At 71.2% G+C, this 12,848-nt stretch carries 9 protein-coding genes; all 9 read left to right on the top strand.

Features of this window, described 5'->3' with window-relative positions:
* The first annotated feature begins 15 nt into the window (after positions 1-15).
* The 9 genes from lysA to prfA all read left to right on the top strand — a co-directional run bounded on the left by lysA (position 16) and on the right by prfA (position 12,783).
* Complete coding sequence (gene lysA / locus ACTWJ9_RS09850; RefSeq protein WP_387036900.1) at positions 16-1,407, top strand: diaminopimelate decarboxylase; 1,392 nt, start codon at positions 16-18, stop codon at positions 1,405-1,407.
* A gap of 181 nt (positions 1,408-1,588) precedes the next feature.
* Positions 1,589-2,881, top strand: coding sequence for a homoserine dehydrogenase (locus ACTWJ9_RS09845; RefSeq protein WP_384201015.1), 1,293 nt, complete (start codon positions 1,589-1,591; stop codon positions 2,879-2,881).
* A gap of 6 nt (positions 2,882-2,887) precedes the next feature.
* Complete coding sequence (gene thrC, locus ACTWJ9_RS09840) at positions 2,888-3,946, top strand: threonine synthase (protein WP_279333856.1); 1,059 nt, start codon at positions 2,888-2,890, stop codon at positions 3,944-3,946.
* 429 nt (positions 3,947-4,375) lie between these two features.
* On the top strand, positions 4,376-5,293 hold the full coding sequence (gene thrB / locus ACTWJ9_RS09835) for a homoserine kinase (RefSeq protein WP_279333855.1): 918 nt from the start codon (positions 4,376-4,378) through the stop codon (positions 5,291-5,293).
* A 417-nt stretch (positions 5,294-5,710) separates the two neighbouring features.
* Positions 5,711-7,807: a transcription termination factor Rho gene (gene rho, locus ACTWJ9_RS09830; protein WP_279333854.1), complete on the top strand. Its 2,097-nt coding sequence runs from the start codon at positions 5,711-5,713 to the stop codon at positions 7,805-7,807.
* Positions 7,808-7,973: 166 nt separating this feature from the next.
* Positions 7,974-9,800: a trypsin-like serine protease gene (locus ACTWJ9_RS09825; protein ID WP_443295872.1), complete on the top strand. Its 1,827-nt coding sequence runs from the start codon at positions 7,974-7,976 to the stop codon at positions 9,798-9,800.
* Between the two features lie 230 nt (positions 9,801-10,030).
* On the top strand, positions 10,031-11,137 hold the full coding sequence (locus tag ACTWJ9_RS09820) for an LCP family protein (RefSeq protein ID WP_443295583.1): 1,107 nt from the start codon (positions 10,031-10,033) through the stop codon (positions 11,135-11,137).
* A gap of 193 nt (positions 11,138-11,330) precedes the next feature.
* Complete coding sequence (gene rpmE / locus ACTWJ9_RS09815) at positions 11,331-11,552, top strand: 50S ribosomal protein L31 (protein WP_279333852.1); 222 nt, start codon at positions 11,331-11,333, stop codon at positions 11,550-11,552.
* Between the two features lie 154 nt (positions 11,553-11,706).
* A complete protein-coding gene (gene prfA, locus ACTWJ9_RS09810) occupies positions 11,707-12,783 on the top strand; it encodes a peptide chain release factor 1 (RefSeq protein ID WP_279333851.1) in 1,077 nt (358 codons plus the stop codon).
* Positions 12,784-12,848 lie beyond the last annotated feature (65 nt).

Here is a 12,848-nt window from a genome sequence, read left to right as displayed (position 1 = left end):
AAGAGCACGCGAAGAATGAGCCGTTCCGCACACCCCGCCGGACCCCGCTACGCCGACGTCCTCCCCGAGGGGCACTATTCCGCGCCGCCCGCCGATCTCAACGCCCTCGACCCGAAGGTGTGGGCGCAGACCGTCGGCCGTGACGAGGACGGTGTGGTCATCGTCGGCGGGATCTCCGTGACGCGGCTCGCCGAGGAGTTCGGGACCCCCGCCTACATCCTCGACGAGACCGACTTCCGCGCCCGCGCGCGGGCCTGGCGCAGTGCCTTCGGGAACGACGCCGACGTGTTCTACGCCGGTAAGGCGTTCCTCTCCCGGGCCGTCGTGCGGTGGCTCGACGAGGAGGGGCTGAACCTCGACGTCTGCTCCGGCGGGGAACTGGCCACCGCCCTGTCCGCCGGTATGCCCGCCGACCGGATCGCCTTCCACGGCAACAACAAGTCCGTGGCGGAGATCCGCCGGGCCGTCGAGGCCGGTGTCGGGCGGATCGTGCTCGACTCCTTCCAGGAGATCGTCCGGGTCGCGCACATCGCGCAGTCGCTCGGCACCCGGCAGCGGGTGCAGATCCGGGTCACCGTCGGCGTCGAGGCGCACACCCACGAGTTCATCGCCACCGCCCACGAGGACCAGAAGTTCGGGATCCCGCTCGCCGGCGGGCAGGCCGCCGAGGCCGTGCGGCGGGCGCTCCGGCTGGACGGGCTGGAGGTCATCGGGATCCACTCGCACATCGGGTCGCAGATCTTCGACATGTCGGGGTTCGAGGTCGCCGCGCACCGGGTCATCGGGCTGCTCAGGGAAATCCGTGACGAGCACGGGGTCGAGCTGCCCGAGATCGACCTCGGGGGCGGCCTCGGCATCGCCTACACCAGCGACGACGACCCCCGCGAGCCGCACGAGATCGCCAAGGCGCTGACCGAGATCGTCACCCGGGAGTGCGAGGCCGCCCGCCTCGGTGTCCCGCGCATCTCCGTGGAGCCGGGGCGTGCCATCGTCGGGCCGACCGCCTTCACGGTGTACGAGGTCGGTACCGTCAAGCCGCTGGACGGCCTGCGCACCTACGTCTCCGTCGACGGCGGGATGTCGGACAACATCCGCACCGCGCTGTACGACGCCGAGTACAGCGTCGCCCTCGTCTCCCGCCGCTCCGACGCCGAGCCGATGCTCAGCCGGGTCGTCGGCAAGCACTGCGAGAGCGGGGACATCGTGGTGCGCGACGCCTTCCTGCCGGCGGACCTGGCGCCGGGCGACCTGATCGCCGTACCGGCCACCGGGGCGTACTGCCGGTCGATGGCCAGCAACTACAACCACGTTCTCCGCCCGCCCGTCGTCGCCGTCGCGGACGGCGAGGCACGGGTGATCGTCCGGCGCGAGACCGAGGAGGACCTCCTCCGCCTCGACGTCGGGTGAGGTACGGGTGAGGTACGAGTGAGACACGAGAGGCACCGCGAGGCACCGCGAGGTGGAAGATCTTCGGTTCTCGCGGGCTCCGCAATGAAATTGATGTCTCACGATCCGGACAAAGGGCAGAAACTTCCGTCCGGTGAGTGAGACTGGTGCAATCGAGACGGTAATCGGGAAACGAGGTCGGATGATGCGTACGCGTCCGCTGAAGGTGGCGCTGCTGGGCTGTGGAGTGGTCGGCTCAGAGGTGGCGCGCATCATGACGACGCAGGCCGACGACCTCGCCGCCCGCATCGGCGCCCCGGTGGAGCTCGCCGGGGTCGCCGTGCGGCGCCCCGACCGGGTGCGGGAGGGCATCCCGGCCGAGCTGGTCACCACCGACGCCACCGCCCTCGTCAAACGGGGCGACCTCGACGTCGTCATCGAGGTCATCGGCGGGATCGAGCCCGCGCGGACGCTGATCACCACCGCCTTCGCACACGGCGCGTCCGTGGTCTCCGCGAACAAGGCGCTGCTCGCCCAGGACGGTGCCGCGCTGCACGCCGCCGCCGAGGAGCACGGCAAGGACCTCTACTACGAGGCCGCCGTCGCCGGTGCCATCCCGCTGATCCGGCCGCTGCGAGAGTCGCTCGCGGGCGACAAGGTCAACCGGATCCTCGGCATCGTCAACGGGACGACGAACTTCATCCTCGACGCCATGGACACCACCGGCGCCGGCTACCAGGAGGCGCTCGACGAGGCCACGGCCCTCGGGTACGCGGAAGCCGACCCCACTGCCGACGTCGAGGGCTTCGACGCCGCCGCCAAGGCCGCCATCCTCGCCGGGATCGCCTTCCACACGCGGGTGCGGCTCGACGACGTCCACCGCGAGGGCATGACCGAGGTCACCGCCGCCGACATCGCCTCGGCCAAGGAGATGGGCTGCACCATCAAGCTGCTCGCCATCTGCGAGCGGGCCGGGGACGGCGCCTCCGTCACCGCGCGCGTGCATCCGGCGATGATCCCGCTCACCCACCCGCTGGCCTCGGTGCGCGGTGCCTACAACGCCGTGTTCGTGGAGTCGGAGGCCGCCGGGCAGCTGATGTTCTACGGGCCCGGCGCCGGCGGGGCGCCCACCGCCTCCGCCGTGCTCGGCGACCTCGTCGCCGTCTGCCGCAACCGGCTGGGCGGGGCCACCGGACCGGGCGAGTCCGCCTACGCGGCGCTGCCGGTCTCGCCGATGGGTGATGTCGTCACGCGGTACCACATCAGCCTCGACGTGGCCGACAAGCCGGGTGTTCTCGCCCAGGTCGCGACCGTGTTCGCGGAGCACGGGGTCTCGATCGACACGGTCCGCCAGCAGGGCAAGGACGGGGAGGCATCCCTCGTTGTCGTCACCCACCGTGCGTCCGACGCGGCCCTCGGCGGCACCGTCGAGGCGTTGCGCAAGCTCGACACCGTGCGCGGTGTCGCCAGCATCATGCGGGTTGAAGGAGAGTAAGCAGCAATGACCCACCAGTGGCGCGGAATCATCGAGGAGTACCGGGACCGGCTGCCGGTCGCCGACACCACGCCGGTCGTGACACTCCGTGAGGGCGGTACGCCGCTCGTGCCCGCGCAGGTGCTCTCCGAGCGCACGGGCTGCGAGGTCCACCTCAAGGTCGAGGGTGCCAACCCGACCGGGTCCTTCAAGGACCGGGGGATGACCATGGCCATCTCCAAGGCCAAGGAGGAGGGCGCGCAGGCCGTCATCTGCGCCTCCACCGGCAACACCTCCGCCTCCGCCGCCGCCTACGCGGTGCGCGCCGGGATGGTCTCCGCGGTGCTCGTGCCGCAGGGCAAGATCGCGCTCGGCAAGATGGGCCAGGCCCTGGTGCACGGGGCGAAGATCCTCCAGGTCGACGGCAACTTCGACGACTGCCTCACCCTCGCCCGCGCGCTCAGCGACAACTACCCCGTGGCGCTGGTCAATTCGGTCAACCCGGTGCGTATCGAGGGGCAGAAGACGGCCGCCTTCGAGATCGTGGACATGCTCGGCGACGCCCCCGACATCCACGTCCTCCCGGTGGGCAACGCGGGCAACATCACCGCCTATTGGAAGGGCTACCGGGAGTACGCCGCCGACGGCGTGGCCACCCGGACCCCGCGCATGTGGGGCTTCCAGGCCTCCGGCAGCGCCCCGATCGTGCGCGGCGAGGTCGTCAAGGACCCGGCGACCATCGCCACCGCCATCCGGATCGGCAACCCGGCCTCGTGGCAGTACGCGCTCGCCGCGCGGGACGAGTCCGGCGGCCTCATCGACGAGGTGACGGACCGTGAGATCCTGCGCGCCTACCGGCTGTTGGCCTCGCAGGAGGGCGTCTTCGTCGAGCCCGCGTCCGCCGCGTCGGTCGCCGGTCTGCTGAAGGCCGCCGAGCAGGGCAAGGTCGACCCGGGGCAGAAGATCGTGTGCACCGTCACCGGCAACGGTCTGAAGGACCCGGACTGGGCCGTCGCCGGCGCCCCGCAGCCGGTCACCGTCCCGGTGGACGCCGCCGCGGCCGCCGAGCGGCTCGGGCTGGTCTGACAGGACCGAGGGGGGCGACGGGGTCGGCGGGCCCGTGCGCCCCCGGCCCCTTCGGGCGCCCTCCGCGCCCCGCAGCCGCCGCATCGGACGGCAGGAAGGGCGTAAGAGGGCGCTTGCCGGGGGAGGTCTCCCTCAGGGGGTGCACAAGGGGCTTACGACACGCATCGTGCGCCTCCCGTGCGCCCTATGTCGACACGGAACCGTCCTTCGATAGGCTGTAGTCAACCCACCCGCCGCATATGCCGCGGTACCGCGTCGTCCCCGTGGTCCGGAAGCGACCGCCGAGAGGCGCGGAAAGCGGCCGGCCCTCCTGGTCGGCGGCGACCTCGGGGTTTCGTACGTCGTCGCATGTCATTCGACAGTCACCAGCTCAATCGACAGTCGCCCAGATCCCACGACAGTCACCAGCTCAAGGAGAGTCAACGAGCGATGGCCGGTCCCGCCTTCCGCGCCGCCGCCGTCCGGGTGCGCGTCCCCGCCACCAGCGCCAACCTCGGTCCGGGCTTCGACGCCCTGGGCCTCGCGCTGGGCCTGTACGACGACGTGGTCGTCCGGGTGGCCGACGCCGGGCTGCACATCGACATCGCCGGTGAGGGCGGTGAGACCCTCCCGCGCGACGAGAGGCATCTGCTCGTGCGCTCCCTGCGCACCGCCTTCGACCTGCTGGGCGGACAGCCGCGCGGCCTGGAGATCGTCTGCGCCAACCGCATTCCGCACGGCCGGGGCCTGGGCTCCTCCTCGGCCGCCATCTGCGCCGGCATAGTCGCCGCCCGCGCCGTGACCATAGGCGCGGAGGCCAAGCTCGACGACGCCGCGCTGCTCGAACTCGCCACCGAGATCGAGGGCCACCCCGACAACGTCGCGGCCTGCCTGCTGGGCGGCTTCAGCCTCTCCTGGATGGAGGGCGGCGTGGCCCGCGCGATCAGGCTGGAGCCCGCCGAATCGATCGTCCCGGTGGTCTTCGTACCGGGTAAACCCGTCCTCACCGAGACCGCCCGCGGCCTGCTGCCGCGTACCGTGCCGCACGTCGACGCCGCCGCCAACGCGGGCCGTGCCGCCCTGCTCGTCGAGGCGCTGACCAGGCGTCCCGAGCTGCTGCTGCCCGCCACCGAGGACCGTCTGCACCAGGACTACCGGGCCCCCGCCATGCCCGAGAGCGCGGCGCTGGTCGAGCGGCTGCGCGCGGACGGAGTCCCCGCGGTGATCTCCGGTGCCGGGCCCACCGTCATGGCGCTGGCCGACGCCGACACCGCAGACAAGGTCGAAGCACTGGCCGGCGCCGACTGGGCCGCCAACCGGCTCCGTCTCGATCTGCAGGGAGCGAGCGTGCTTCCGCTTGCCGCCTGACACACGGTTGCCGGATGACACGGTTGCCGGATGAGGAGAGGGGGAATGTTTGTTGGATCCGGTAGTGTTAACCTCAAGTCTGCACCCGACCCCACCACGGCGAGGTGCCTCGTGTCCCCGTTCGGGACAGACATTCTTCCGGGAGCTCCCCAAGCCACACCGTGTTCTCTGCGCCGTACGCGCACAGTACGGCACACGCGGACACTGAACGGCCCCCCGAGCACGCTCCGGAACCGGTGCGACCGCGCCACGTGACACTGGATGTCACGGCTCGGCAAGCGCCATCACCAGAAATTCCTCCCGCCGTTCCGGCGGACAACCGCCCCGGCACGGTCCGCACAGTAAGGACCGAAGCCGGACAGCACAACCGGTCGCCGAGCCAGACAGGCCGACGTCCGCTCCAGGGAAGGACCCTTCGTGAGCGACACCACCGATCTGATGGGCGCACGTGTCGAGGAGACCGCTGCCGCGCCCGCCACGGACGCCTCCGCGCCTGCCGGCGGTGCCGGATCCCGGCGGCGCCGCGGTACCGGCCTCGAAGGCATGGTGCTGGCCGAGCTTCAGCAGGTCGCATCGGGCCTCGGTATCAGGGGCACCGCGCGTATGCGCAAGAGTCAGCTGATCGAGGTCATCAAGGAGGCGCAGGCGGGAGCGGGCGCCGCCGCGCCGAAGAGCGAGGCCCCGGCCGAGGCGGCGGAGAGCAAGCCCAAGCGCCGTACCACCTCCCGGACCCGTACGGGTGAGGCCGCCGAGACGAAGCCGGCCGCCGCCGAAGACGCCGCGGCCCAGCAGCAGATCGACATTCCCGGCCAGACGGCCCCGAAGGCCGGCGCCCCGGCCGAGCAGGCTCCCGCCGCCGAGGCGGCCGCCCCCGTCGAGCGCCGCCGCCGCGTCACCGCCGAGGCGGGCGCTCCGGCCGCCGCGACGGAGAAGACCGCCGTCGAGTCGAAGCCCGAGCCGCAGGACGAGTCGAAGACCGAGGCTCCGTCGCAGCAGTCGCAGGGCGACGCCAGGTCCGACCACGACGGCCACGACGGGCGCCGCCGCGACCGCCGTGACCGCGGCCGCGACCGCAATGACCGGAGCGACCGGAGCGATCGGACGGACCGCGGTGACCGTCGCCACCGGGGCGACGACCAGCAGCAGACCCAGGGCGGTCAGGGCAGCCAGGGCGGTCAGAGCAGCCAGGGCGGTCAGGGCCGTCAGCAGAGCCAGCAGCAGGGCGGCGGCCGTCAGGGCCAGGGTCAGGGCCAGGGTCAGGACGACGGTTACGACGACGACGGTGGCCGTCGCGGCCGGCGCGGCCGCTACCGCGACCGCCGCGGCCGCCGCGGGCGCGACGACATGGCCTCCGAGCCGCAGATCACCGAGGACGACGTCCTGATCCCGGTCGCGGGCATCCTCGACATCCTCGACAACTACGCGTTCATCCGGACCTCCGGCTACCTGCCCGGTCCGAACGACGTGTACGTCTCCCTCGCCCAGGTCCGCAAGAACGGCCTGCGCAAGGGCGACCACCTCACCGGCGCGGTGCGCCAGCCCAAGGAGGGCGAGCGCCGCGAGAAGTTCAACGCGCTGGTCCGCCTGGACTCCGTCAACGGCATGGCGCCCGAACACGGCCGCGGCCGCCCGGAGTTCAACAAGCTCACCCCGCTGTACCCGCAGGACCGCCTCCGCCTGGAGACCGACCCCGGTGTCCTCACCACGCGGATCATCGACCTCGTGTCGCCGATCGGCAAGGGCCAGCGCGGTCTGATCGTGGCCCCGCCGAAGACCGGCAAGACCATGATCATGCAGGCGGTCGCCAACGCGATCACGCACAACAACCCCGAGTGCCACCTGATGGTCGTCCTCGTCGACGAGCGTCCGGAAGAGGTCACCGACATGCAGCGGTCGGTGAAGGGCGAGGTCATCTCCTCGACCTTCGACCGCCCCGCAGAGGACCACACCACGGTCGCCGAACTCGCCATCGAGCGCGCCAAGCGCCTGGTGGAGCTGGGTCACGACGTGGTCGTGCTGCTCGACTCGATCACCCGTCTGGGCCGTGCGTACAACCTCGCCGCCCCGGCCTCCGGCCGCATCCTGTCCGGTGGTGTCGACTCGACGGCGCTCTACCCGCCGAAGCGCTTCTTCGGTGCGGCCCGCAACATCGAGGACGGCGGCTCGCTGACCATCCTCGCCACCGCGCTGGTGGACACCGGGTCCCGCATGGACGAGGTGATCTTCGAGGAGTTCAAGGGCACCGGCAACATGGAGCTCAAGCTCGACCGGAAGCTCGCCGACAAGCGCATCTTCCCCGCGGTGGACGTCGACGCGTCCGGCACCCGCAAGGAGGAGATCCTGCTCGGCAGCGACGAGTTGGCCATCACCTGGAAGCTCCGCCGGGTGCTGCACGCGCTCGACTCGCAGCAGGCGATCGAACTGCTCCTCGACAAGATGAAGCAGACGAAGTCGAACGCCGAGTTCCTGCTGCAGATCCAGAAGACGACGCCGACACCGGGCAACGGCGACTGACGCCACTCCCGCCGCCTCGGCTCCGCCCGGCAAAGGGCCGCTCCCCTCCGAGGGGAGCGGCCCTTTGCCTGTACTCGGACAGGTGTACGATCGCGCTGTTCCGGGCCGATCTTCGCATCGAGACCCGAACTTCCGATCCCGAGGGGGGACTTGAGTGGGTACTTCCATGTCCGGGGGCGGTCGGCACAGACGCCGGGTCAGAATCGCACTGCCCGTAGCCGCAGCCGGCGTCGCCGCGGCCGTCACCGCCGCACTGCTGACCTCGTCCGCCGGCGCCGCCACCGCGCTGCCGCAGCCGCAGCCGACCGCGGCCCCGGAGCTCAGCTCGCCGTCACCGGCCGAGCTGAAGAAGCGCCTCGCCGGCGCGCTCGCCGGTGACGACACCGCGGGCCAGGCGAACCGGTCGTCGCTGAGCAAGAGCACCACCACCGGCACCACCACCGGTGCCGGCGGCAGCGGCTCCGTCATCGACGCGAAGATCATCGGTGGCAGCACGACCGCCATCACCTCCGCGCCCTGGATGGCGCAGCTCCACTACTACGACGACCGGGGCACCAGCCGCACGAGCGACGACATCGGCTTCTTCTGCGGTGGTGCCGTCGTGGCCCCGACGAAGATCCTCACCGCCGCGCACTGCGTCAAGGGATACGACTGGAACGCCAACGGCGCCGTCGTCACGGGGACCGCACAGCTCCCCTCCGCCGACGGAGACCTGCGTGGCGGCACCGTCTCCGGTGTCTGGCGTCAGTGGAACCACCCGTCGTACAACGCGACGACCATCGACAACGACATCGCCGTGCTCACCCTGCCCGACCGCGTCAAGGCCACCCCGATCCGCATGACCACCTCCGGCGACACGACCTCCTACGCCGCCGGAAAGAGCGCCAAGGTCTACGGCTGGGGCCGCACCAGCTCCACCAGCCAGGACGTCTCCGAGACGCTGAAGGCGGCCACGCTGCCCCTCCAGTCCGACGCGACGTGCGCCCGTACCTACGGCGCCGACTTCGTCAAGGGCCACATGGTCTGCGCCGGCAAGCCCGCCACCGGCGCCGACAGCGGCACCACCTCCGCCTGCAACGGCGACTCCGGCGGCCCGCTGGTCGTGAACAACCGGATCGTCGGCGTCGTCTCCTGGGGCGTGCGGGACTGCGTCGAGAAGGGCGCCTACAGCGTCTTCGCCAAGGTGAGCAGCTATGTCGGGGCCGCCTACGCACGCGTCGACGACACCAACATCAGCGGCGACCACCGCGCCGACCTGTGGGCGCGCAAGTCCTCGACGACGACCGGCTACTCCCTGGACTCCAAGGGCTCCTCCTTCGCCACCCGCAGGTCCTGGGGCAACTGGAAGGGCGTCAACACCGTCCTGCAGACCGACCTCGACCGGGACGGGTACCAGGACCTGGTGTACCGGAGCAGCAGCGACGGCGCCGTCTACTGGACCCGGTACGTGGTCTCCAGCGACTCCTGGTCCACCAAGCGCATCTTCGCCAACTGGAAGACCCGCACCCGCATCGTCGCCCCCGGCGACGTCACCGGGGACTACCTGCCCGACCTGCTGTCCGTGGACTCCGCCGGCGTGCTGTGGATCTACCCGGGCAAGGGCAACGGCACCTTCTCCGCCCGGGTGAAGGCCGGCTCCGGCTGGAACCAGTACAACTCGGTGCGCGGCCACGGCGACTTCAACGGCGACGGGAAGACCGACCTGATCGCCCGCCACAAGAGCACCGGCGCGGTGTACCTGTACAAGGGCACCGGCAAGGCCGGCACCGGCGCCTTCTCCGGCCGGGTCAAGGTCCGCACCTGGAGCAACAAGACGTACAACGCCTTCGCGGCCGTGGGCGACGTCAGCGGAGACGGCAAGGCGGACTTCCTGGCCCGCACCCCCGGCGGCACCCTGTACCTGTACAAGGGCACCGGGAAGGCCACGAGCAAGATCTTCGCCACCCGGATCTCCGTCGGCACCGGTTTCCAGCAGTACGGCATCTTCGGCTGACGGCGCGGAACACCGCAGGTGAGCGCCGTGCTCACCGCTCCTGAGCAGAACACCCCGGGCCCGGCCGCGCGACGGCCGGGCCCGGCTGCCGTGCGGCCGCCCGCCGGACTCCCCCTCCGGCCGGGCGGCGGGACGACGGATACGGCGGGACGATGGTTGCTGTACGGGTCACCCCCCGCGTCCGGTGCCGGACGCGGGGGGTGACCGACCGGGCAGGAGCTGAGGAGCGCATGTCCGCGGAGAGCACACCCGAGGCCGGCCCACGGGACGGAAGAAGGCGCCGCACGCCGCACGACCGGCGGTACAGCGGTCTGAAGGCCATGGCGTGGACCGTCGCGGCCGTCCTCGTCCTGGGCGGCGCCGGCGCCGGATACGTGTACGCGGGACTCGACGGCAACCTCACGAGCGTCGACATCGACCGTCTCCTCGGCACCGACCGGCCCGAGAAGGCCGCTGACGGCTCCGAGAACGTCCTCGTCCTCGGTTCCGACAGCCGCTCCGGGGGCAACCGGAAGCTCGGCGGCGGCGCCGACGGCGGCGGCGCCCGCGCCGACACCGCGATGATCGTGCACCTCCACGAGGGCCGCGAGAAGGCGTCCGTGGTGTCCGTCCCGCGGGACACCGTCGTCGACCGGCCCGAGTGCGCCCACCCCGGGGGCGGCACCCGCCCCGCCGCGAACGGTGTGATGTTCAACTCCACGTACGCCACCGGTGGGGCCGCCTGCGTGGTGAAGACCGTCGAGTCGATGACCGGCCTGCGCATGGACCACTACCTGGAGGTCGACTTCACCGGCTTCCGGAAACTCGTGGACGAACTGGGCGGCGTCGAGGTCACCACCACCGAGGACATCGACGACCCCGACAGCCACCTCGAACTGGCGGCCGGCACCCACCGGCTCGACGGCGCGCAGGCCCTCGGCCTGGTGCGCACCCGGCACGGCGTCGGCGACGGCTCCGACCTGGGCCGCATACAGCTCCAGCAGGCCTTTTTCAGGGCCCTGGTCCGGCAGGTGAAGGACCTCGGTCTCCTCACCGACCCCAAGAAGCTCTACGACGTCGCCGACACGGTCACCCGGACCGTCACCACCGACTCCGGCCTGGGCTCGGTGAACTCCCTGATGTCCTTCGCCGACGGCCTGAAGGGCATCGAGCCTGGCGGCATGCACATGGTGACCATGCCGGTGCGTTACGACCCCGCCGCCCCCCACCGCGTCCTGCCGTGGAAGGAGAAGGCGGGGCTGGTCTGGGAGGCCCTGAGGAACGACGAGCCGATCCCGCGCGCGGCGACGGTGGGCACGGCCACGGGCGGGGCCAAGGACGTCGTCAGCGCCTCGTGAGCACGCCTCGAGCGGCCCCCTCGGGCCCCGCCGCCCCGAGCCGGGCCCGCCTCGGGGAAACCCCGGGAACAAACGACGGCCACCCTCGGTTTGGGGGGATGGCCCCAGTCCTGGCAGACTGGTACGTCGGTTCCGGTTCACGCTCCCGCATCCCGTGGTGGCGACCCGGCGCCCTCCCGATCTAGGAGACACCTTGAAGCGCGACATCCACCCCGCGTACGTCGAGACGCAGGTCAGCTGCACCTGCGGCGCGTCGTTCACGACCCGCAGCACCATCGACTCCGGCACCGTCCGGGCCGAGGTCTGCTCCGAGTGCCACCCGTTCTACACGGGCAAGCAGAAGATCCTCGACACCGGTGGCCGTGTGGCCCGCTTCGAGGCCCGCTTCGGCAAGGCCTCCGGCTCCAAGAAGTAGCGAGCCACCCAGGGCCTGCCCGACGGATCCTGTCGGAAACGCGAGGCAGGCCCTATCGCCGGTCCGCGGCAGCGTCTCCTTTCGGAGGCGCCCGCCGGGACCGGCGTTTTTGGTCGCCCGCCTTCCCCTTCCCACGCAGCAGCAGGAGCCCAAGATGTTCGAGGCCGTCGAGGAACTCGTCACCGAACACGCCGACCTGGAGACGAAGCTCGCCGACCCGTCGGTCCACGCCGACCAGGCCAACGCGCGCAGGCTGAACAAGCGGTACGCCGAGCTCACCCCGATCGTCGCCACGTACCGCTCCTGGAAGCAGACGGGCGACGACATCGGGACCGCGCGTGAACTGGCCGCCGACGACCCGGACTTCGCCGCCGAGGTCAAGGACCTGGAACGGCAGCAGACAGAGCTGACCGAGAAGCTGCGGCTCCTGCTGGTCCCGCGCGACCCCAGCGACGACAAGGACGTCATCCTCGAGGTCAAGGCGGGCGCGGGCGGCGACGAGTCCGCCCTGTTCGCGGGGGACCTGCTGCGCATGTACCTGCGCTACGCCGAGCGCGTCGGCTGGAAGACCGAGATCATCGACGCCACCGAGTCGGAGCTGGGCGGCTACAAGGACGTCCAGGTCGCCGTGAAGACCAAGGGCGGCCAGGGCGCCACCGAGCCCGGACAGGGCGTGTGGGCCCGGCTGAAGTACGAGGGCGGCGTGCACCGCGTGCAGCGGGTGCCGGCCACCGAGTCGCAGGGCCGCATCCACACCTCCGCGGCGGGCGTCCTGGTGACGCCCGAGGCGGAGGAGATCGACGTCGAGATCAACCCGAACGATCTGCGGATCGACGTCTACCGGTCCTCCGGCCCCGGCGGCCAGTCCGTCAACACCACCGACTCCGCCGTGCGCATCACGCACGTGCCGACCGGAGTCGTCGCCTCCTGCCAGAACGAGAAGAGCCAGTTGCAGAACAAGGAGCAGGCACTGCGTATCCTGCGCTCCAGGCTGCTCGCGATGGCACAGGAGGAGGCGGAGCGGGAGGCCTCCGACGTCCGTCGCAGCCAGGTCCGTACCGTCGACCGCTCCGAGAAGATCCGTACCTACAACTTCCCGGAGAACCGCATCTCGGACCACCGCGTCGGGTTCAAGGCGTACAACCTGGACCAGGTCCTGGACGGCGAACTGGACGCGGTGATCCAGGCCTGCGTCGACGCGGACTCGGCTGCCAAGCTCGCCGCGGCGTAACTCTCGTAGACAGTCCGGAGGACCAGCGTGCAGCAACCATTTGGGGGGCGCCCCCCGAACCCCCG

It is taken from the genome of Streptomyces sp. GDS52 (assembly GCF_052246875.1).
In the GTDB taxonomy this organism is placed as follows: Bacteria; Actinomycetota; Actinomycetes; order Streptomycetales; family Streptomycetaceae; genus Streptomyces; species Streptomyces cathayae.
The sequence above is the reverse complement of the archived record's forward strand: the minus strand, read 5'-3'. Positions and strand labels throughout refer to the sequence as shown.